Raw genomic sequence first — 21,708 nt, 5'->3', positions numbered from 1 at the left:
TGGGCGGCAAGGAAAGGATGCGCGCGATGACAGACATCGCAAGAGCGAGTGCGCCGGCCAGTATCGGCAATGTCGGGCCGGGGTTTGACATTCTGGGCCAGGCTTTCGACGCCCTTCAGGACGAGGTCACGGCGCGGCGCGAGGCCGAGCCCGGCGTGCGGCTTGGCAAGGTGTCCGGCCGGTTGAAGAGCCTGCCCGATTCCCCCGAGCGCAATACCGCGCTGGCGGCCGCCAAAGCCCTTCTGGATGATGCCGGAGCCGATTTCGGCGTAAGGCTGGACATCGACAAAGGCGTCCCGCTCAGCGCGGGCATGGGCGGGTCTGCCGCCTCGGCGGTTGCGGCCGCTGTTGCCGTCAACGCCCTGCTCGACAAGCCCTATCCTCATGCAGAGCTTTTGCCCTTCGGCCTTGAGGGCGAGCGCGTATCGTCTGATCCGCCGCCCTGGGACAATGTCATGGCAAGCCTTCTGGGCGGGCTGGTTATTGCCGCCAGGCTGGACGCCTCTCAGGTGCGGCGCATACCGGCGCCATCGGGCCTTGTCTCCATCGTTGCCCACCCGGATGCCGAAATCGAGACACGCGCCGCGCGCGGGATACTGCGTCCGTCCGTGGCCATGGAGACGGTTGTCGAACATTCGCGCAGGCTGGCGGCCTTTGTCGCGGGCTGCGCAGCAGACGATCATGATCTGATCCGTGCCGGACTGGATGATGTGCTGGTCGAGCCCCAGCGCCGCTATCTGCTGCCCGCCCTCCCGGCCGTGAAAGCTGCCGCCTTGCAGGCCGGCGCGCTGGGCTGTTCATTCTCCGGGTCGGGACCATCCATGTTTGCCTGGTGCCAGGAGAGCGACCGCGAGCATGTTGAAGAGGCCATGCGCGCGGCTTTCGCCGCCGCGGGGCAGTCGGCGCACATCTATCACGCCGCGATAAACTCGCGCGGCGCGAGGCTCGAGCCGGTATCGGAGGCGGTGGGGTGAAATACGTCTCAACGCGCGGTAGCCAGCCTGCCCGGCTGAGCGAGGCGATATGCCAGGGCAGTGCGCCGGGAGGCGGGCTGTTCATCCCGCAATCGCTGCCGCGGATGACCCTTGAGGATCTGGGTCCGGATCTGTCACTGGCCAGCCTTGCGGAGAGGCTTCTCGGCCCCTTCTTCGAGGACGACGCACTGGAAGCTCATTTGCCGTCCCTGTGCGCGGGCGCTTTTGACTTTCCCGTCCCCCTCACGATTCCCGACCCGGCGAGACCCGGCCTGCGGGCGCTGGAGCTGTTTCACGGGCCTACCGGCGCGTTCAAGGATTTCGGCACACGTTTCCTGATGGGTGCTCTGGATCATCTCGGCGCTGAAGATGATCCGTTTACGGTTCTGGTGGCCACCTCCGGGGATACCGGCGGCGCGGCCGCTCAGGCAGCGGAAGGCCGCAAAGGTGTGCGGCTGGCGGTGCTGTACCCGAAAGGGCGGGTGTCCCGGTTCCAGGAGCACCAGCTGACCTGCTGGAATGATCCGGTGCGCGCCTACCGCGTCAGCGGCGATTTCGACGCCTGTCAGGCCCTTGTAAAGCAGGCATTTGCCGACAACGCGCTGGTACGCCGGTTCCGGCTGACATCAGCCAACTCAATCAATATCGTGCGGCTATTGCCGCAAATGGTCTATCTGGCCGACGCGGCACTGAAAGCATGGCGCGCCAGCGGCACTGTCCCCGGACTGATAATCCCCAGCGGCAATCTGGGGCACGGGCTGGCCGCACTCTATGCGCGGTCCATGGGCCTGCCCATCGGCCCGGTGGTCATCGCGACCAATGCCAATGCCACCTTGCACGAATGGAACCAGACCGGCGTGTACCGGCCGCGTCCATCCATAGCTACGGTGGCGAACGCGATGGACATCGGCACGCCCAGCAATTTCGAACGGCTCGATCATCTGGCATCGGATCAGCGCGCCATCAGTGTTGAACTTGTCAATGATGATGCCATCCGCGCCCGGATCCGGAACGATTTTGAGCGGACAGGCTATATATGGTGCCCGCACTCCGCCATCGCGGCAGAGGCTTGGCACCGCCTGCCTGAAGCCGCGCGCGAGCAGCGCGTCTGGATCGCGGCGGCAACCGCCCATCCTTACAAGTTTGCCGACATTGTCGAACCTCTCATCGGACAGGCTATCGAGCCCAGCACACCGCTGAAAGCCGTTATAAGCCGCCCGTCGAGGGTGGATGAGCTGGCAGCGAATGCCGACGCGCTGGCTGCAGCGCTGGCCGCCGCCTTTCCCTACACACAAACAGCCGCAGGACACGCATAATGGCAAGGCACCCCTCTTCACCGTCGCGAACACTTGTCGAAGGGCCCAGCCGGGCACCGGCACGGGCCATGTTACGGGCTGCAGGCTATGACGATGCAGCAATGGCGAAACCCATGATCGCCATTGTGAATACCTGGACCAGCGTCACTCCATGCAACATGCATCTGAACCGGCTGGCTGACTACGCGCGCGAGGGCATCATCGCAGCCGGTGGCACGCCGGTGGATTTCAACACCATCGTCGTTACTGATGGCATCGCGATGGGCACCGAAGGCATGCGCGCCAGCCTGATGAGCCGGGAATGTGTGGCCGATTCAGCCGAACTGGCCGTACGGGGACATTGCCTTGATGCGGTCCTGTTCCTGGCCGGATGCGACAAGACTATCCCGGCCGCTGCCATGGCCGCAGCACGTCTCGATCTGCCGAGCGTCGTGCTCTATGGCGGATCGATCATGCCGGGGAAGCTGCACGGCAAGGCAGTCACTATCCAGGACGTGTTCGAGGCGGTCGGCGCATGCGCTGCTGGCAAGATCAGCGAGGACGAACTTGGCGAGGTAGAACGGCAAGCCTGCCCCGGAGCAGGCGCGTGCGGCGGGCAGTTCACCGCCAATACGATGGCACTGGCCCTGACCGTTCTGGGCCTTTCTCCGATGGGTCTCAATGATATTCCGGCAACGGATCCCAGAAAGCCCGATGCCGCCCGGCGCGCCGGGGAGCTGGTCGTCGAAGCCTTCCGTGAGGGGCGTAATGCCAGACAGTTTGTTACCCCTCAATCGCTCAAGAACGCCGCCGCCGCCGTCAGCGCCACTGCCGGGTCGACCAATGCCGTCCTGCACCTTGTAGCGGTGGCGCGCGAGGCCGGTCTGGGACCTGACGCCTTTGGCATTGATGATTTTGACGCGATCTCGCGCCAGACCCCCGTCATCGCCGATCTGAAGCCCGGCGGACGCTATATGGCACCAGACATGGCAAGGGCGGGCGGCACCGCGCTCCTCGCCCGGCGGCTGATGGAAGCGGGCAAGATCACCGACGCGCCCACCATTACCGGCGATAGCCTGTTCGGGCTTGCCGCCCACGCGCAAGAGGCAGAAGGCCAGGACGTCATCCTTACAGCGGACAAACCTCTCAAGGCGCGCGGCGGGTTCGGAATATTATATGGCGATCTGGCCCCGAAGGGCTGCGTTGCCAAGCTGGCAGGGCATGACCGTCTGGCTTTTGAGGGTCCGGCGCGCGTGTTCGACAGCGAGGATGCCTGCTTTGCCGCCGTTCAGTCCGGGCGCATTGCAAAAGGCGATGTGGTGGTGATCCGCTATGAAGGGCCCGCCGGCGGGCCGGGCATGCGCGAAATGCTGGCCGTCACGGCTGCCCTGCAGGGTGCAGGCCTTGGCGATGATGTTGCCCTGATCACGGATGGACGCTTTTCCGGGGCCACTTATGGCTTCATGGTCGGCCATGTCGCGCCCGAAGCGGCCCATGGCGGTCCGATTGCCTTCCTGCGCGACGGTGACCGCATACGCATCGATGTGGAAGCCCAGCGGATTGACGTGGACGCCGATCTGGAAGCGCGCGCGGCGGAAGGCTTTACGCCGCCCGCACCACGCTACCCGTCCGGTGCCTATGCCAAGTATGCGGCGCTGGTATCATCGGCATCCGATGGCGCGGTGACGTCCTTCCCGTTCGCCAGCGCCTAGCGGCTGGCCCAGAGCAGATTCAACGCGCCGCGAACCGTGCCGGCACCGCCCAGTGACCTCACAAGGCCATCTCCAGCCGTCCTCTCGGCCATCGTGACAAGCCGGGCGGGGCGGGACATCAGGCGGTTAATGACGGCGCGGCCAGCCAGCCAGGCCAGCACAGGCTGCACATGAAGGCCGGGCGGCTGGCGGCCATCGACAAGCGCGCCAAAGGCCGGTTCAACCCAGGCAAGTGCCCGGTGCGCATCGCGTCCCGGCGCGCCGACAAGGGCAAGGCCCGCCCCGCGGCTGGCGGCGAGGTGGGCCGGGCCGGCCATTAGCGGCCAATGGTCAGACAGCCCCAGAGGGCTGGCGCTGCGCGTGCGCACACCGGTATCAGCAGCACCGCCCCCGGTAATACGCTCCAGCGCGCCGTCGAACTCGGGGCGGCGCTCATCACCTGAAGGCGCTATGCGAACAGCCTCCACGACCGCCTGATCAGGGGCCAGAGGCAGAATGGTCTCAAAAGCCAGGGCGCGGCCCTCCTGGCGCAGGCGATGCACCAGAATAGCCGTGTCAGGCGCAAAGCAAGCAGAGCCGGCACGGACTTCAGCGCGCACGCCTGTGCGCACCCAGCGCGCGGCGTCCATCAGCTCTGCTCCGGCGGGCCGGGTGTCGATCACCCGCAGGGCGGTCAGCGTGCCATCAGAGGTTTCCAGCCGGACGAAACCGGATGCCCTGTACATCGCGTTCACGGTGACTCCGGTGCGCAGCTCAACATCCTGGCTGGCTTGAATCGTATCCACCGCCCGTTGAACCACCGTCTCGCTGCGCATGAGGCCGTAGCGGCCGTCTGCAAACCTGCGCCCGGCCGTGAGATTGCCCCCGCCCACCTGCCAGGCTGGCCAGCTGGCGGCGAAGGCGGTCCTTGGCTTTCCCGCCTCGTACCAGCTCCAGCTGCGCCCTGATAAATTGATTGCGGCGGCCTGCTCCAGCACCTCGGCCCGCATGCGGCGGCGGCCCGAAACGGCCAGACGCTCTGCCAGCATGAGGCCGGCAAGCCCTGCACCGATAATGATGACATCCACATCGGGGCGCACGCGCAAGACCTCCAGACAGGTTCGCCCACCATTCCCAATACGGGCGCGCACCGCAATACGGCAAAACCTGTTGAGTGATGTGTCAGTGAACAATAGTCTGAAGCGAAAAGCATGACGGGAGGAGACAGCATGGCCGCAAGGCCGAGCCTGGAAGACTGGCGCAAGACCGCCCAGCGCCATGACTGGCGCGGGCACGAAATCGCGTTCTGGCAGGGCGGCGACTGGTCCGACGCGTCAAAGCCGGTCCTGATGCTCATTCACGGCTTTCCCACCGCCAGCTGGGACTGGGTGGATATGTGGGCGCCTTTGAGCGCCCGTTTCCGCCTGCTCGCGCCGGACATGATCGGGTTCGGGTTCTCGGCGAAGCCCCCGTCTTATGACTATTCCATCCGTGATCAGGCCGACCTGCATGCGGGCCTGTGCGCGGCGCTGGGGATCGCCGAATGCCATGTGCTAGCCCATGATTATGGCGATACGGTCGCGCAGGAATTGCTCGCCCGGCATAACAAAAGCGAAGGCGGGACGCCCAAGCTGCAATCGGTCGTGTTCCTGAATGGCGGCCTCTTCCCGGAGACCCATCACGCGACCTTCAACCAGAAGCTCCTGCATTCGCCGATCGGCTTTCTAATCTCGCGCCTGATGACGCAAAAGCGCTTCCGCAAGGGCTTTTCCGAGGTGTTCGGTCCGGACACCCAGCCCGATGATGCGGCGCTCAAGGAGTTCTGGGCGCTGGTGACCGCCAATGGCGGCATGCCCGCCATTGGCCACAAGCTGATCCGCTATATCGCCGAGCGGCGCGAGAACCGCGAACGCTGGGTTGGCGCGCTGCAGGCGGCGCAAATTCCCTTGCGGGTCATCGATGGCGGGGCTGATCCGGTATCGGGCGCGCACATGGTTGCCCGCTATCGCGAGCTGGTGCCGGACCCCGACACGGTGATCCTTGAGGGGATCGGCCATTACCCGCAGGTGGAAGCGCCAGACGCGGTGCTGGCCGCCTTTCTGGATTTCCACGGCATGCCGCAAACTCTTTAGAGCAACAAAACAAGGGAGGCCCTGATGGCCGCCAGACGCGAATGGGACACACTGATCCGGGGCGGCCTCGTCATTGACGGGACCGGCGCCATGCCGGTGACCGGCGATGTCGCCATTAAGGATGGCCGGATCGCCGCGCGCGGGACAGGGCTTGATCCGGCCAAGGCGACAGACGTGATCGAGGCCGAGGGTAAGTGGGTGATGCCGGGGCTACTGGACATCCACACCCATTTCGACCTTGAGGTTGAGCTTGATCCGGGCCTGCCCGAAGCGGTGCGTCACGGCACCACGACCGTGCTCATGTCGAACTGCTCGCTGGGTATCTGCTTTGGCCATCAGCGCCGCAATGGCGAGGATCCGATCGTCGATTGCTTTGCGCGCGTGGAGAACATGCCCAAGCACGTGCTGAAAAAAGCTGCCGACCTCGCGACCTGGACGACGACGGCTGAGTATCTGGACCATCTCGATACGCTGAAACTCGGCATCAATGTGATCCCCATGGTGCCCCACTCCATGCTGCGCGCCGAAGTGATGGGGCTCAGGGAAAGCGTCACGCGTGATCCGCGCGAAGACGAGCTGCAAAAGATGGAGAGCCTTTTGGAGACCGCGATGGGCGAGGGCTATGTCGGCTTCTCAACCGACGCGCTGCCCTTCCACTTCCTGGCCGAAGACCCGCACCGCAAGACCAAAATCCCCTCCCAGTTCGGCAGCTACAAGGAATTGAAGCGCCTGACCGCGATCCTGCGCCGCTGGGACAGGCTGTGGCAGGCAACCCCGCCAAAGGACAATCCGGCAGAAGTGTTCCGCAACTTCCTGCTGACCAGCGGACGCGCGCACGGCAAACCGCTCAAAGTCACCGCCGTCGCCGCAATGGACGTCGCCGCAAACCGCAATCTGGTAAAGCTCGCCAAAATCCTGACGCGTTTGCTGAATTCCAGCCTCTTCAAGGGTCATTTCCGCTTTCAGGCGCTCGCCGCCCCCTTCCGGCTCTACTGGGACGGGCCGGTCAATCCGCTGGCGGAGGAAATTCCTGAACTGCGCGAACTGAACGAGCCCGATCTTGAAGACCGCGAGGCGCGCCAGCGCATTCTTGCCGACCCGGACTATCAGGCGCGCTTTGCTGCCATGTGGATGCACGGCAAGCAGGGCGGGCTGGCTGGTTTCAAGCGCAAGATGCGCGCCGAGCAGATGGCGTTCGACCGTGACATGGCCCAGATGGTGTTCCATTCGGGCTGCCCGGCCGACTGGGTAGGCGAAACCTTCGAGGACGTGTTCCGGCGCTATCAGGTCAGCTTTGGCATGCCGGACGTCATCCGCTCCGAAGAGGAGCGCGCGGCGTTTGATGCCCTGCCGCTGATGGCGACCACGCCGGATGTCGGCGAGCCCTATTTCATCATCGGCCTGTTCCAGCTTTACGATACCGATCTGCGCTGGTGGACGATCTCGGCCAACCGGGACATGGAGGTGGTGAAAAAGCTGCTGGTTGATCCGCAGATCTTCCCCGGCTTCAACGATTCCGGTGCGCACCTGACCAATATGGCCTTCTATGACGGCAATCTACGCTGCCTGCAGCTGGCGCAGGCCGATGGCATGGAACGCGTCGCCGCGCAGGTGAAACGCCTCACGCGCGACCCGGCAGACTTCATCGGCATCGAGGCCGGCCGTATCGAAACCGGCGATGTGGCCGATATTGCGATCATCGACCCTGAGGCCCTCAAGACCTACGATTCCGATGCCGGGCTGCAATTCATCCATCGCGATGTGTTCGACCACGAGCAGCTGGTGAACCGTTCTGACGGTGTGGTAACCCACGTGCTGGTCGGTGGCGGGCTGGTCTGGACGAAGGACGGCTTCACCAAGGATCATGGCACGACCAAGCTGGGCCGGGCGCTGCGCCACCGTGATGCAGGCGCGGCGGGCGCCGACAAAATCGCGGCGGAATAAATAGGCTCCGGTTTTTCTGTCAGCCCCCGTTCATCGGCGTATAGTCACTCTTGCACGCATCAAGGGCTGAGGAGCTATACCAATGGACCGCCGCACATTTCTGGCCACGGGGCTGGCCTTCGCAATCACGCCTGCGGGCTTTGCGCAAGCCGATGGCGGCGCGGCCATCCGCCAGCTTCTCACCACCGCCACCGAAGCGGCGACCACGCGGCTTGGCCGGCGTGACGGCTTCTTTGGCGATCCGGTGGTGCGCATACCCCTGCCCGGCACGATGCGCAGCGCGCAGCAGCGCCTGCAGCCGCTGGGCCTCGCCGGGCCGCTCGATGATGTGGAAATGCGCATGAACCGCGCGGCGGAACAGGCCATGCCGCCCGCGCGCCGCCTAGTCGTCGATGCCATCCGGTCCCTGACGATCCAGGATGCCGCCTCGATCCTGCGTGGGCCGGATACGGCCGCCACGCAGTACTTGAGAGGCCGCACTGAAACGCCGCTGACGCGCCTCTTACGTCCGCCCATGGAAGAGACGCTCACTGCGTCTGGCGCATATTCCGCGCTCGATGGAGCATCAAACCTTGTCACTCAGCGCTCCGGCCTTGGCGGGCTGTTTGGGCGCGGCGGCGGGAACAGCCCGGCGGCGAGTTTGCGCGGCCAGCTGACCGACTTTGCCGTGGAGCGCGCGCTAGGCGGTATCTTCCACTATGTTGGTGAGGAGGAGCGCTCCATCCGGCGTGATCCGGTGCGCCGTGCATCGGGGCTTTTGCGGGGGCTGATTGGCGGCTAGACAGGCCGCATGACGACACGCATCGAACCCTTCAAGGCCATTGCCATTTCAGAGCTTGCCCACCGGCTGAAAGCCGAAGGCAAGCCCGTCATCCATATGGAGTTTGGCCAGCCCTCCACCGGCGCGCCAAAGGCCGCCATTGAGACCGCGCACCGCGTGCTCGACAGTGATGCGATGAGCTATTGGGAAAGCGCGCCGCTACGTGCCCGCATCGCCGCGCAGTATCGCGAAACCTATGGGCTGGATATTGCGCCGGAGCGTGTGGTCCTGACCGCAGGGGCCTCTCCTGCCCTGCTGCTGGCCATGCTGGCAGGGTTTGAAGCCGGTGACCGCATCGCCATGGCGCGCCCCGGCTACGTCGCCTATCGCAACACCTCGCGCGCCATCCATCTGCAGCCCGTCGAGATCGATTGCGGGCCGGAGACCCGCTACCAGCTCAGTGCGCAGATGCTTGCGGAGATGGACCCGGCACCAGCCGGCATTATCATCGCCAGCCCGGCCAATCCTACCGGCACCATCCTGCCACCGGAAGAACTCGCCGCCATCGCTGAAGTCTGCAAGGCGCGCGGCATACGGATCATTTCCGACGAGATCTATCACGGCATCGCTTACGACAAGCCGACGCCCAGCGTTCTGGAGTTCGATGACGGGGCCTTCATCGTCAACAGCTTCTCCAAATACTATTCCATGGTGGGCTGGCGGCTGGGCTGGATCATTGCGCCTGAGGACAAGGCCGACACGGTGCGCGCCTATCGCGGCAATCTCTTCCTCACGCCGCCTTCCTTAAGCCAGCATGCGGCACTGGCCGCGATGGACTGCCACAAGGAGCTGGAAGCCCATGTGCAGACCTATCGCGCCAATCGGGCCGCGCTGCTGGAAGCCCTGCCGCGCATGGGGCTGAGCTCCATCGCGCCGCCGGACGGAGCCTTCTATATCTGGGCTGATATTGGCCATCTAACGGACAACTCGCTGGCCTTCTGCGAGCGGCTCCTGCGCGACACCTTTGTGGCCACCGCACCGGGGCTCGATTTCGATCCGGTCAATGGCCACCGCTTCATGCGCTTCAGCTTCGCTGTGTCGACGCCGGAGGTGAAGGAGGCGATTTCCCGCATGGAGCCGTGGTTCGCGGCGTTGAGAGGCTCTTGAGGTGTCATGGCCCGGCTTGTCCGGGCCACCCATTTTCTCTTGATGCTCCGCACATCCGTGCGTCGCTCCTCGCATTAGCTCGGGCGCGCGTTCGCGCTTGCGGCTCTGCGCGCCGGGGAGCCAGTCCGGCCCCGGCAGGGGCCGCAAGGCCGACCGGCTGCCCGCGACTTTTCGCGGAACATCGCAACGCGGATGCGTTGCGGAACTAAAAGAGGCATGGGTCCCCCGGACCGCTTCGCGGCCGGAGGATGACAATGCGCGAGGATATTCCCAGCCCTACTTCTTGCGTACCCGGATCAGGCCTTCCTGCGTGGTGGAGGCGACCAGCCTGCCATCGCGGGTAAAGAGCCGGCCCCGGTTAAAGCCGCGTCCGCCGCCCGCCCACGGGCTGTCCGTGGTGTAGAGCAGCCATTCATCCATGCGTACACGCCCATGGAACCAGACCGCGTGATCAAGGCTCGCGGACTGCAGGCCCGGCGACACCCAGCTGACCCCGTGCGGCTGCATGGACGTGCCCAGAAGCGCCATGTCGGACGCATAGGCGAGCGCGGCCTGATGCAGTAACGGGTCGTCACCCAGATTGCCGCGCACGCGGAACCAGATATGGCGCACGGGATCGAGCTTTGGCGGATTGCCGGGCGACCACGGGCCGACCGGGCGCAGCTCTATCGGGCGCGGGCGGGTGACCATGTTGAAGAAGGCTTCCGGCAGGGAATCCTTCTGTTCCAGCGCCAGTTCCGCTTCGCTTTTGAGTTCTTCCGGGCCAGGCACCTCCGGCATGTCGTCCGAATGGGAGAGGCCTTCCTCGTGACGCTGGAAGGAGGCCGCCATGTTCAGAATGGGCTGGCCCTTCTGCATGGCGATCACACGGCGGGTGGAAAAGCTGCCGCCATCAAAATCGCGCTCTACGCGGAAGATGATGGGGTAGTCCTCATTGCCCGCGCGCATGAAATAGGCGTGCAGCGAGTGAGCTACGCGGTCCGGATCGACCGATGCTGCCGCGCTGCGTAGTGCCTGGCCCACCACCTGTCCGCCAAACACGCGGCCCTTGCCGCCGGGATTGCGCGGCCCCCGGTAAAGATCGGTGTCGAGTTCCTCCACGGTCAGGAGCCGGGCAAGGCCATCGGCGAGCCCCTGCACATCCTGACTGTCGACGGGGAAGGGCTCGGCGGCGCGGGCGGGATCGTATTTCATGGGGCAATATCCAGTTTATGCTGCAATGCGGAAGCCATCTTAGCAGTTTTTGCCGGGCCGCAAGCCCTGTTAGGCCTGGCAGGCAGCGGGGGCCGCCGGCGCCCGTTAAGTGTAAGAACTTATTATGATTGTGGAGCTAGAATTCATGACGTTTTAAGCTTTACGGATCAGCCTTATGCCCTGCTCTGCATGCCGCGACGGCGTCAAGGCGCCCTTCGATTTCACCATGGCGTTTCATCCGATCATCGACATCCGGGCCCGCCGGGTGTGGGCCTATGAAGCGCTGGTTCGCGGCCCGGAAGGCCAGGGAGCGGGTTGGGTCCTTGATCAGGTGACAGCCGAGAACCGCTACGCGTTCGACCAGTCCTGCCGGGTAAAAGCCATCGAGATGGCAGCGGCGCTGTTCAACGAGGCTGACGGCCCGATCCTGTCCATCAACTTTCTGCCCAACGCCGTCTATGTGCCAGCCGCCTGCATCCGCGCCACACTGGACGCCGCGGACCGGACCGGCTTCCCGGTCAACCGGATCATGCTCGAATTTACTGAAGGCGAAAAAATGGAGGACGTGGATCACGTCAAATCCATTGTCCGCGAGTATCAGGCGCGTAATCTGATTACCGCGATTGATGATTTCGGGGCCGGGTTTTCCGGCCTCGGCCTGCTGGCAGAGTTCCGCCCCGACGTCATCAAGCTGGATATGGGGCTGGTGCGCAATGTACATGCCGACAAAGGCCGCAATGCCATCCTTAAAGGGATAGTTGCGACCGCCGGGCTTCTCGATCTGAAACTTGTCGCTGAAGGCATCGAAACCGTCGAAGAGTTCCATGCACTTCAGTCGCTCGGCATTGATCTGATGCAAGGCTTCCTTTTTGCCCGCCCGCAAATCGCCGGTCTGCCCGACATCAGCTGGCCGGAGCCGGCCCCTGTCGGGCTGGCAGCGGCGGGCTAGTTCTGGCCGCCTTCAGACGGGCGCTCGGGTGCATCATCGCGCCCATCCCAGCTTTCCTCATTGGCCGGGTCCATGGGCAGGCCGGTAAAGCCTTTGAGCGAATCGGTGAGCGGTTCGGCGTCGCGGCGTATCTCCACGCGCGATGCGGCATAGGCATGAATCAGGCGCGCCACTGAGTGCAAGGCATGCATGTGGATGCGCTCATAGCCGTGGCTGGCGTCTATGCCGAACGTGACCAGCGCCGTTCGCACATCGGCCCCGGATTCAATCGCCGCTGCCGAATCCGAGCGGTAATACCGGAATATGTCGCGCTGATGCTCGATCTCTTCCTCCCGGCACAGGCGCAGCAGTTTCTGGGTGAGGTGATAGTCAAACGGCCCGGTCTGGTCGGCCATCGCTATGGTGACACCAAACTCCCGGCTATTCTGTCCAGGCGCGGTGGTGCCATTATCGATGGTCACCATGGAGGCAATGTCGTGCGTGAGAACCGAGCTTGCGCCATGGCCCACCTCCTCGGTCACTGAAATCAGGAAATAGGTATCGACCGCCAGTTGCACTTCGCCCTCAACCAGGGCCTTGATGGCGCCAAACATCGCCGCGACACCGGCCTTGTCGTCGAGATGGCGCGAAACCACAAAGCCGTTATCGAGAAACTCCGGCTGCGGATCAATGGCGACAAAGTCTCCGACATTGAAGCCCGTGACGGCCAGATCCGCCGCATTCTCGGCCACTATGTCAGGGCGCAACTCGACCTGGCTCCAGGCCACGGGCTGTGTGTCCACCTCTTCATTGAAGGTGTGACCCGACGCCTTGAGCGGCAGGATCGTACCCCGGAACGCGCCGTGCCCGGCGGTAAAGACCGTGCAGCGCGCGCCTTCTGCAAAGCGCGAGGACCAGTGCCCGATCGGTACCAGCTCCATGCGTCCGTTCTCTTTGAGGAATTTCACCTGCGCGCCCAGCGTGTCGACATGCGCGATGAGGGCGCGGGCCGGCTGGCGGCGGCCACCCTGCAGCCGGGCGCGGATCGCGCCGCGGCGCGTTATCTCATAGCTGACACCCAGCCTCTCCAGTTCGGCACAACACACCCGTGTTACCGCATCGGTGTAGCCGGTCGGGCTTGGGGTCTCGAGCAAGGTCTTGAGAAAGCTTGCAATATAGGTGTCGTCGATAAGGGGCATGACGCTATTCTTCATTCAGGGCGCCTCGCCGACAGCGGAAACAGCAGGTCGATGAAGCGCTCGGCAGTCGGCTGAGGTTCGTGATTGGCAAGGCCGGGACGTTCATTGGCTTCAATGAAGACATGGTGGGTGCCTGCCGGATCGGTGACGATAAAGTCCATGCCAGCCACAGGTATATCAATGGCGCGCGCCGCCTTCAGGGCACTGGCCGCAATAGCCGGGCCAAGCTCGGCGGTTACGTCGTGCAGCGTGCCACCCGTATGCAGATTGGCCGTCCGGCGCACACGCAGGTGCGCGCCGCGTGGCAAAACATCATCCAGGCTGTAGCCGCCTGCCCGTACGCACCGGCCCGTCTCATCGTCAAGCGGGATGCGGGACTCTCCTTGCGTGGCCGCTGACCGGCGCCGGGACAAACGCTCTATCAGCTGGCGGATGGTACGCTCGCCATCGCCGAGAATTTCAGGCGGCTTGCGCAGCGCAGCCGCGACCACCTCGTCATTTATCACCACCACGCGCAAATCATCGCCCTGCACGCACTCCTCGATCAGAATGTCAGGCCCAATCGATGCGGCGTGCTTCAGTGCAGCGTCCATATCGGCAAGCGTCTCAATGCCCACCACAACACCGCGCCCCTGCTCCCCCCGGGCCGGCTTGACCACCACCGAGCCGCACGCATCGAGAAATGCTGTACGGTCGGCTTCGCTGGCATTTGCGCTGAGCTGGCGCGGCACCGGAACACCGGCCGCTTCCATCAGCCGGCGCGTCACGGCCTTGTCATCGCAACGGCTCATCGCCACCGCCGTCGTCAGTTCAGACAAGGATTCCCGGCAGGTGACGGCGCGCCCACCCCAGCTCAGCCTGAAGAAGCCGCCTTCCGCGTCCAGTACCTCGATGCCGATGCCGCGCCGCCGGGCTTCATCGACAATGATGCGGGCATAAGGGTTCAGCTGCTCCTCCGGGGGCGGACCGATGAAGAGCTTTTCATTGATCGTGTTCTTGCGCTTGAGCGTGAACACAGGGATGCGCTTGAAGCCAAGTTTCTCGTAGAGCGCTATCGCGGATTCATTGTCGTGAAGCACGGAGAGATCCAGAAACGCCGCACCGCGGGCCTGGAAAAGCTCCGCCAGGCGGCGCACAAGCGCTTCGCCAATGCCCGGCTGGCTGGCGCGCGGGTCCACCGCCAGGCACCAGAGCGAGGAGCCGTGCGCGGGGTCATTGAAAGCCCGGCTATGGTCGACGCCCGTGACGGCCCCCAGAACTTCGCCCGTTTCATCGTGCTCCACCACCAGGACCGTCAGTGTGCGGCTGTCGCGCTGGCGCCAGAAAAATTCTGGTTCCACGGGCACCATGCCGCGTGCCCGGTAGATCCGGTTTACCGCCTTGGCATCCGCCTCGGAACATAGCCGCCGGACAAAATAGCCGCGAACAGGGGTTCGGCGCGGGCGGTAGGTGGCAAGATCAAGTCTGTAGGTATGCGACGGATCGAGAAACAGCTCCTGCGGCGCAGCGGCCAGCACCACATGAGGGTCACGGATGTAGAAGGCGATGTCGCGCTTTGCGCTTTCCTCGCTGCGCAGAACGTCCACCAGCTCGTCGGCGGTTTCAAAGGTCTGGGCAAAGGCCAGCCGCCCCCAGCCACAATCAACGACAACATTGGCGGGCAGAGAGGGAGGCGCCGCATCGTCCGCACCCGGAACAGCAGCACGCATGGACTGATCGCGCATACGCTTCAGGCGGTGACCCATCGGGTTGCGTTTGCCGGACTTGCGTGGCTGGCTCATGTGCCGCCTCCGATCACATCCCGATTACACATTATGCGCTTCAAGCCACATGGCGAGCAAGCCGATCTGGTAGAGCTTCGAGCCGCGCAAAGGCGTGATATGGGCCTCCGGGTCTGCCAGAAGCCTGTCGACATAGCCATCCTGCACGATGCCACGCGACCGGAAGCTGTCTGATGTGACAGCGTCACGAACCCGCTCCAGATACGGGCCGCGCAGGTATTTCAGCGCCGGCACCGGGAAGTATCCCTTGGGCCTGTCGATGACTTCGGACGGTATCACGTCGCGCCCGACATCTTTCAATATGCCCTTGCCTCCATCAGCGATTTTCAGCTCCGCAGGTACACGCGCCGCCAGCTCCACCACTTCATAATCAAGGAAAGGCACGCGCGCCTCCAGCCCAAACGCCATGGTCATGTTGTCGACCCGCTTTACAGGATCGTCGATCAGCATGATCTCGGTATCGATGCGCAAGGCCTTGTCTATCGGCCGCTCCGCCCCGCCTTTCGCGAAGTGCTGGGCGACGAACTTGCGGGCGAAATCGCCATCGGCCCATCCATCGTGCAGCAACTCGCCCATTTCCGCGCTGTCACGGTCAAAGAAGGCCTTGGCATAGGTCCCGACGGCATCGTTGGCGTCCAGCATGGGCGGATACCAGTGATAGCCGGCAAAGATCTCGTCAGCGCCCTGACCGGACTGAACGACCTTGACGTGCTTTGACACCTCTTCGCTGAGAAGGAAGAAGCCCACGCAGTCATGACTGGTCATCGGCTCGCTCATGGCGCCGATCGCGCGCTCCAGCGCAGGCAATGCGCGGGCGGTATCAATGCGGATCTGATGATGATCGGTCTGGAAACGCTCCGCGATGATGTCCGAGTACTGAAACTCATCGCCAGCCTCTTCGCCCACGCTCTCAAAGCCGATGGAGAAGGTCTTCAGGCCCGTCTGCCCGGCCTCTGCCAGCAAGCCGACAATCAGCGAGCTGTCGAGCCCGCCCGACAACAATACGCCGACCGGCACATCCGCAACGAGACGCCGCTTAACGGCCAGGCGCATCGCATCGGCGACACGCTCTTTCCACTCGCCGCGCGACAGACCGGCTTCGTCATCGCGCGGGCCGAAGGGCAATGTCCAGAAACGGCGCTCGGAGCGCGTGCCGTCAGGCTCGATCCTCAGGAGTGTTGCCGGGGGCAGCTTGCGCACGCCCTTCAATATCGTCCACGGCGCCGGGACAACAGCATGGAAGGAGAAATAGAAATTGAGCGCCTGGGGATCCAGCGAGGTGTCAATATCGCCAAAGGCCAGCAGCGCAGGCAGGCTCGATGCAAAACGGAACGCGCCTTTTGTCTCATTATAATAGAGGGGCTTGATGCCCAGGCGATCGCGCCCAATCAGTACACGTCCTGAATCTCGCTCGACAATGGAGAAGGCGAACATGCCGTTCAGACGCTGGACGAAATCCTCCCCCCAGGCGTGATAGCCTTTGAGCAGCACTTCGGTGTCACCGTCAGAAAAGAAGCGGTAGCCCTTGGCCTCCAGCTCCGCACGCAGCTCCTTGTGGTTATAGATGCAGCCATTGAACACGCCCGAAAGACCAAGCTCGGAATCGACCATGGGCTGCTGTGCGGCATCGGTAAGATCGATGATCTTGAGGCGACGGTGCCCAAGGGCGGCCGCGCCTTGGACATAAAGACCGCCCGCATCCGGTCCGCGCGGCGTCATCAGGCCCGTGACAGCCTCCAGCGCGGAGATGTCGGCAGGTTCTCCGTCAAAACGCAATTCACCGGCAATACCGCACATACAAAATGCCTCCTGAAATCAATACTGTTGAAAAATCCGGATGATCCGCCGGAACCGGCGATGAGTTTTCCAGATATGATGCCACAGACGAAGTTCAACCGTATGCGGCAAATCCGCAAACAGCTGTCCTCCTCACTGTAGACCATCTAACGCGGCACTTTCCAACGCGATCCCTGCCATCTGCCAGTTTTTTGGCGGAACTGCCCGGCATGAGCTACGTTTACAGATGGGGCATGATAAGGAGAACCAGATGAATTCCGACGAAATCAAAGGCAAGTGGAAACAGCTCACTGGCGACATAAAAAGCCGTTGGGGCAAGCTTACCGATGACGACCTGAAACAGATTGATGGCGAGAAAGACAAGCTCGTCGGCAAGATTCAGGAACGTTACGGGAAAACTCGCGAAGAGGCCGAGAAAGAACTGGAAAACCTGTAGTTTTGCCTTTCTGTCTTGACTGCATATTCCCATGCGCCCGCCGCTCCGGCGGGCGCATTTGCGTTGAGGGCCCGGAACCGGGCTTCACGCTTGGACGTATATCTTCAGCTTGCCCCGGCCGTTGTGCGGGCGATCACCGTGGAGATGTCCCCTATGACAAGCCCTCTCATCTTGCGCCTGCGCCATCATGGCAAGCTGGGTGACCGCGCCGCGCAAGCGCTGCTCGCCTGCAGAAAACGCAATCGTCTGGTGGAGCCAGGTCACTGCCTCATGCGGCAGGCGGAGAGGACAAGCTCGCTGTTCTGGATCGAAAGCGGCTGGGCCATGCGCTATCGCAACCTGGCCAATGGGCGGCGCCAGATACTGAACATGCTGCTGCCCGGCGACATTTGCGACCTTCAGGGCCTGATCGACACCCGGGCTGACCATTCCGTCAAAGCGATGACTGCGGTCATGCTGTGCGAAGTCGATCCTGCGCGGTTTCTGCAACTGCTCCACGACGACCCGGAAGTGGCAACCTCGCTCTTGTGGAGCGTGGTTCAGGAGGAGGGCATTCTACGCGAGCACATCGTCCGCATCGGCCGCCGCAGCGCGCGTGTCCGGCTGGCGCATTTGCTGCTCGAACTCGTCCGGCGGCAGGCGCTTGGCGGCGGACCCAGCGACGGGCTTGTCGAGGTGGCGCTGACCCGCGAGGTGATGGCTGACTGCCTTGGCCTGACACCTGTCCATGTATCGCGCACGTTGAGTGAATTGCGGCGCGAGGGTCTGGTCGTCCTTGAAGCACAAGGCCGGCTGCGGATCACCGACATCGACGCGCTGGCGCGCGAAGCCGACTACGATACCCGCTATCTGCATCTGGCCCGGCCCGATCACGCGCTGGACCTCGCAGGCGCCGGGCAGGCATGAGGGCCGCCAGACAATCTATGTTAGCGCGCCAGACGCGCGCGATTGGTAAGGGGAGTGGGCGTTAGACAAAGGAGCAGGCGGCAATGCCGTCAGCCAATGCCCGTTTCCAAACTCCCCCTCGCCATCCGCCTTCACAGGTACGGATTCCTGCTGACCGCTGATCTGGCCGCCGCCGGCATTGTGCTTGGCCGGCTTCTTGCCGACACGCCCGCCAATGACCCGGACGCGCAGCTGACCAGTACCGAGCGCGAGCTGTTCCGTCAGTTTACATCCCGGCTGCAGCACGCCAGCCCGGTGGCCAACACCAATCTGCGGTCATTTCCAGCGTCGGCCCCGGCAAGCCCTGCCTCGTTTGCGGCGGCCCTGTGGGGCCTGCCCTTCACGGCAAGAGCCTCACTGATACTCGTGTGTGTAGAAGGTTTTTCGCTGGCGGAAACCGCCTTCATTCTCGACTTGCCCCTGCACCGGGCCGAGCAGTCCATGTTGAGCGGCCTGTTCACCCTGCAGCCCGGCACAGAATAAAAAAGGCCCCCGCGCATTGCCGCGCAGGGGCCATTTTGGCACGGATACTCCGCTATCTAGCGGGCATCGTCGTCCTCGGTAATACGCTCGATATCAGCTTCGGTGATCGACCGGGCGTGTACTTCCCAACCATCGCCATTGTGCTCAAGCGACAGGTCGGAAAAGGCCAGACGGCCCGTTTCGCCCAGCATGTTGAAGAAGCCGCTATCGCGGACGATGGCGTATTCGGCCCGGCCATCTGCGCTCAGTTCCACATCGCGGATGACCGCGATGGCTTCACCGTTGGCGCCATGGACTTCCGCGCCGGAGAGGTCGGAATAGTAGAGCGCCGTATCGGAGCGCTCTTCAACCAGCTCCAGCGACATGGCCGAACGCTCGCCCTCTGCCACGGCTTCCATCTGGGCCTCGGTGATATTGGCCTCGACGACAATTTCGCCATCGTCGAGATCATGGCGAACAGACGCCGACACGGCATCAACTTCGACCTCATCACCGAACATGCCAAGGAAACCGCCATGGGCGACGACAATCGCCTCGATCTCGCCATCCGTGCTCATGCGAAGATCACGGATCGGCGCCGAACCGCCCTCATACTCAAGGTCCGTCGAGGTCAGGGTCCGCGCGGTCAGGCGCGTGCGGTCCGGAAGAATGGCATTACCCAGCGTATCGCCGGTTTCAGATGCCCAGTTGCCAGCCTGGTCAGCACGGTCTCCGGCCCATTCACGCGCTTCCTGTGAGCGGTCGGGATTTCCGGATGACGGTTCGTCTGCGAAAGCCATCGGCGACAGCAGGCCACCTGTGGCAATAATCGTGCATGTTTTCAGAAACATTTTCATGTCCACCTCCATATAATCAGGAGTCGAAAGCTCCTAGGCAGACAAACGTTACACCCTCGTATCCGTTCCAGAATAATTCACTAAAAAAGCCAGACCATAATTTATGTTATGATCTGGCTTTTAATGTCTTCAGAACTGAGAATTTATACCGGCGGGCGCCCACGGAATGCCTGGATGACCGCCGACAGGACAGCTAGCCCCAACGCGATAACAAAAAGCACCTGAGCGATCGTCGCGGCCGCTCCGGCAAGTGTCATGAAGCCCAATACCGCGCACACAATGGCGATTATCAGGAACAGCAAGGCCCAGCCAAACATGGTTCATCCCTTCCAGATCAGGAGGCTTCAGCAGGTTCCGCTGCAAAGAACAGCGCCTGGCTGATCGTCGCGGCAACGGTTTCAGGCATAAACGGCTTTGTAATGAGATAGGTCGGCTCCGGGCGTTCGCCGGTGAGCAGACGCTCAGGATAGGCGGTGATGAAGATCACGGGCACATCCTGAGCGGCGAGAATGTCACGCACCGCATCAATGCCGGAAGAATTGTCGGCCAGCTGAATGTCGGCGAGCACGAGGCCAGGACGATGCTGTTCGGCCTTCTGCACAGCCTCGCTGCGGGTGCGGGCGGTATCGCACACGCGGTGCCCCAGACGCTCGACCACAGTGGCAAGATCGAGGGCGATAATCGGCTCGTCCTCAATGATCAGCACGGAGGTGGCAAGCCCCTGCTCCAGCTCTTTTTGCGCACTTACCAGAGCGCCCTCCGCCTGCTCCTTGCTGATGCGCATGATGGTTGCAGCATCTTCAAGGCTGAACCCCTCGACGGAGGTGAGCAGCATCACCTGGCGGTGCAGCGGGGTTATCTGCGACAGACGCTTGTCCAGCGCCGACGCGAACTCCAGGCCGCCGGAACTGTCCCAGGTGGCGTGGAAAAGCTGATAGAGCGCAATCTTCGGACTCTGCTCGCGGTCAAACCCTTGCGGATTGGCAAGAACAGCTTCCAGGCAAGCGCGCACATACGCGTCACCGCTTGTCTGGGACCCCGTCAGAATACGGGCGTAGCGCCGCAAATATGGCAGATGCGGGCGGATAGCATTCGAAAAACTCATCAGTCTCCTCCGGACGGAACCTGCCCTGTTAACGCGCGCGGCCGATACCCGTTCCATGGCAGCTGACAAATACAGCCGTTCAGCGGAACCTCTTTGACGCAGGCGCGTTTTGTGGCTCGATGGGACGATACAGCAAGATGTTTCAGGCGCTATGTCAGATAGCCGTACCGCCGGAATGAAGCGCAACCGCAAAGAGTAAGTATGAGTGCTATGAACAAGTCTGATGACAAACCGGACGCGCAGGCGGTCAAGAGCCGCCAGCGTGTCATAGGTGCGCGCCTGCAAGCCGTATACGACGATGTCGTACGTCAAGGCGTGCCGGACGATTTCGAGCAGATGCTGGCGGCGCTGGACGAGCTGGATGACCAGAGCGGCCCGGTGAAGAACGGCTCCAACGGGAATGAGGGCTGACACATGGTTAGCCCCGATTGCGATACAGTTGCGGACACGCCTGCCGAACCGTTGCCCGTCGGCGAATTCAAGCGGGAGATGGCCGAGGCCATTCCCTACATGCGAGCCTTTGCCCGCTCACTGACAGGCGATGACAGCGCGGCAGACGATCTGACCCAGGATGCACTTATGAAAGCGTGGAATGCGCGCAAGCGCTTCCGCGCCGGGTCAAACTTCCGAGCGTGGATATTCACGATCGTCCGCAACCAGTTCTACTCAAATTGCAGGCGGAGCTGGCGCCAGGTGGCCTGGGACCAGGAACAGGCGGACCGGACGCTGACTGGTCCCTCCTCGATGAATGGCGTGATGGAGCTGGACGAGACGCGCCGCGCGCTGCTCGAGCTTCCCGATGACCAGCGCGAGGCGATCATTCTGGTTGGTGCGGGCGGCTTTTCCTACGAGGAAGCGGCCAATATCTGCGGATGCGCGGTAGGCACGGTGAAAAGCCGGGTCAGCCGGGCGCGCGCTGCACTGGCCGCGATACTGGAATCCGGTCCCAAACAGCGCTCTGCCGGTGACGACATAAAGCCCTCTGAATCGGCTGATCTGATCATGGCTGAGGTCAAATCCCTCACATCGGGGGCCTGACGG

21 protein-coding genes are annotated in these 21,708 nt (G+C 63.1%); 13 read left to right on the top strand and 8 right to left on the bottom strand.

The annotated features are described in order from the left end of the window. Positions 1–26 precede the first annotated feature (26 nt). The 3 genes from X907_RS01500 to ilvD are packed head-to-tail and all read left to right on the top strand — an operon-like array spanning position 27 to position 3,981. Positions 27–974: a homoserine kinase gene (locus X907_RS01500; protein ID WP_127565298.1), complete on the top strand. Its 948-nt coding sequence runs from the start codon at positions 27–29 to the stop codon at positions 972–974. Then, positions 971–2,290: a threonine synthase gene (thrC, locus tag X907_RS01495; RefSeq protein WP_127565297.1), complete on the top strand. Its 1,320-nt coding sequence runs from the start codon at positions 971–973 to the stop codon at positions 2,288–2,290. Before X907_RS01500 ends, thrC begins: the two co-directional genes overlap by 4 nt. Continuing rightward, positions 2,290–3,981, top strand: a complete 1,692-nt coding sequence (gene ilvD / locus X907_RS01490) for a dihydroxy-acid dehydratase (protein ID WP_127565296.1) — start codon at positions 2,290–2,292, stop codon at positions 3,979–3,981. The genes thrC and ilvD overlap by 1 nt, the downstream gene beginning before the upstream one ends. Here the strand turns inward: ilvD and X907_RS01485 are convergent. Further along, complete coding sequence (locus X907_RS01485; RefSeq protein WP_170175412.1) at positions 3,978–5,060, bottom strand: lycopene cyclase family protein; 1,083 nt, start codon at positions 5,058–5,060, stop codon at positions 3,978–3,980. The genes ilvD and X907_RS01485 overlap by 4 nt on opposite strands. A gap of 129 nt (positions 5,061–5,189) precedes the next feature. Here X907_RS01485 and X907_RS01480 point away from each other — a divergent pair, with 129 nt between their 5' ends. The 4 genes from X907_RS01480 to X907_RS01465 all read left to right on the top strand — a co-directional run bounded on the left by X907_RS01480 (position 5,190) and on the right by X907_RS01465 (position 9,963). Then, complete coding sequence (locus X907_RS01480; protein ID WP_127565294.1) at positions 5,190–6,092, top strand: alpha/beta fold hydrolase; 903 nt, start codon at positions 5,190–5,192, stop codon at positions 6,090–6,092. Positions 6,093–6,116: 24 nt separating this feature from the next. Further along, the gene (locus X907_RS01475) at positions 6,117–8,036 is read left to right on the top strand and encodes an N-acyl-D-amino-acid deacylase family protein (protein ID WP_127565293.1); all 1,920 of its coding nucleotides are present in this window, start codon (positions 6,117–6,119) and stop codon (positions 8,034–8,036) included. Positions 8,037–8,118: 82 nt separating this feature from the next. Beyond that, a complete protein-coding gene (locus tag X907_RS01470; RefSeq protein WP_127565292.1) occupies positions 8,119–8,817 on the top strand; it encodes a DUF4197 domain-containing protein in 699 nt (232 codons plus the stop codon). A 9-nt stretch (positions 8,818–8,826) separates the two neighbouring features. After that, positions 8,827–9,963 carry a pyridoxal phosphate-dependent aminotransferase gene (locus X907_RS01465; protein WP_127565291.1) on the top strand — a complete coding sequence of 379 codons (1,137 nt, stop codon included), beginning with the start codon at positions 8,827–8,829 and terminating at the stop codon, positions 9,961–9,963. A 276-nt stretch (positions 9,964–10,239) separates the two neighbouring features. On the opposite strand, the gene X907_RS01460 is transcribed toward X907_RS01465, so the two are convergent. Then, positions 10,240–11,157 carry an acyl-CoA thioesterase gene (locus X907_RS01460; RefSeq protein WP_127565290.1) on the bottom strand — a complete coding sequence of 306 codons (918 nt, stop codon included), beginning with the start codon at positions 11,155–11,157 and terminating at the stop codon, positions 10,240–10,242. 175 nt (positions 11,158–11,332) lie between these two features. On the opposite strand from X907_RS01460, the gene X907_RS01455 reads away from it, so the two are divergent. Next, positions 11,333–12,106, top strand: a complete 774-nt coding sequence (locus X907_RS01455; RefSeq protein WP_127565289.1) for an EAL domain-containing protein — start codon at positions 11,333–11,335, stop codon at positions 12,104–12,106. Here the strand turns inward: X907_RS01455 and X907_RS01450 are convergent. Genes X907_RS01450 through X907_RS01440 form a run of 3 tightly spaced genes read right to left on the bottom strand, consistent with a single transcriptional unit; the run spans position 12,103 to position 16,862 of the window. Next, a complete protein-coding gene (locus X907_RS01450) occupies positions 12,103–13,299 on the bottom strand; it encodes an osmoprotectant NAGGN system M42 family peptidase (protein ID WP_233352464.1) in 1,197 nt (398 codons plus the stop codon). The genes X907_RS01455 and X907_RS01450 overlap by 4 nt on opposite strands. Further along, a complete protein-coding gene (gene ngg / locus X907_RS01445; RefSeq protein ID WP_127565288.1) occupies positions 13,296–15,065 on the bottom strand; it encodes an N-acetylglutaminylglutamine synthetase in 1,770 nt (589 codons plus the stop codon). The genes X907_RS01450 and ngg overlap by 4 nt, the downstream gene beginning before the upstream one ends. 24 nt (positions 15,066–15,089) lie before the next feature. Next, a complete protein-coding gene (locus tag X907_RS01440; protein ID WP_127565287.1) occupies positions 15,090–16,862 on the bottom strand; it encodes an N-acetylglutaminylglutamine amidotransferase in 1,773 nt (590 codons plus the stop codon). A gap of 250 nt (positions 16,863–17,112) precedes the next feature. Between X907_RS01440 and X907_RS01435 the strand changes: the two genes are divergently transcribed. The 3 genes from X907_RS01435 to X907_RS01425 all read left to right on the top strand — a co-directional run bounded on the left by X907_RS01435 (position 17,113) and on the right by X907_RS01425 (position 18,726). Then, on the top strand, positions 17,113–17,298 hold the full coding sequence (locus X907_RS01435) for a CsbD family protein (protein ID WP_127565286.1): 186 nt from the start codon (positions 17,113–17,115) through the stop codon (positions 17,296–17,298). 153 nt (positions 17,299–17,451) lie between these two features. Next, positions 17,452–18,204 carry a Crp/Fnr family transcriptional regulator gene (locus X907_RS01430; protein WP_170175411.1) on the top strand — a complete coding sequence of 251 codons (753 nt, stop codon included), beginning with the start codon at positions 17,452–17,454 and terminating at the stop codon, positions 18,202–18,204. 96 nt (positions 18,205–18,300) lie between these two features. Further along, positions 18,301–18,726: a hypothetical protein gene (locus X907_RS01425; protein WP_127565284.1), complete on the top strand. Its 426-nt coding sequence runs from the start codon at positions 18,301–18,303 to the stop codon at positions 18,724–18,726. 56 nt (positions 18,727–18,782) lie between these two features. On the opposite strand, the gene X907_RS01420 is transcribed toward X907_RS01425, so the two are convergent. From X907_RS01420 to X907_RS01410, 3 genes are all read right to left on the bottom strand, one after another. Beyond that, positions 18,783–19,562: a PRC-barrel domain-containing protein gene (locus X907_RS01420; protein WP_170175410.1), complete on the bottom strand. Its 780-nt coding sequence runs from the start codon at positions 19,560–19,562 to the stop codon at positions 18,783–18,785. 143 nt (positions 19,563–19,705) lie between these two features. Next, positions 19,706–19,879 (bottom strand): DUF1328 domain-containing protein, encoded by a 174-nt coding sequence (locus tag X907_RS01415; RefSeq protein WP_127565282.1) that lies wholly within the window; start codon positions 19,877–19,879, stop codon positions 19,706–19,708. Positions 19,880–19,896: 17 nt separating this feature from the next. Then, a complete protein-coding gene (locus X907_RS01410; protein WP_127565281.1) occupies positions 19,897–20,667 on the bottom strand; it encodes a response regulator in 771 nt (256 codons plus the stop codon). 201 nt (positions 20,668–20,868) lie between these two features. Between X907_RS01410 and X907_RS01405 the strand changes: the two genes are divergently transcribed. Then, positions 20,869–21,078: a NepR family anti-sigma factor gene (locus tag X907_RS01405; protein WP_127565280.1), complete on the top strand. Its 210-nt coding sequence runs from the start codon at positions 20,869–20,871 to the stop codon at positions 21,076–21,078. A 3-nt stretch (positions 21,079–21,081) separates the two neighbouring features. Continuing rightward, positions 21,082–21,705: a sigma-70 family RNA polymerase sigma factor gene (locus X907_RS01400; RefSeq protein WP_127565279.1), complete on the top strand. Its 624-nt coding sequence runs from the start codon at positions 21,082–21,084 to the stop codon at positions 21,703–21,705. The last annotated feature ends 3 nt before the right edge of the window (positions 21,706–21,708 follow it).

It is taken from the genome of Glycocaulis alkaliphilus (assembly GCF_004000605.1).
In the GTDB taxonomy this organism is placed as follows: domain Bacteria; phylum Pseudomonadota; class Alphaproteobacteria; order Caulobacterales; family Maricaulaceae; genus Glycocaulis; species Glycocaulis alkaliphilus.
This window is presented reverse-complemented; position numbering and strand designations above follow the sequence as displayed.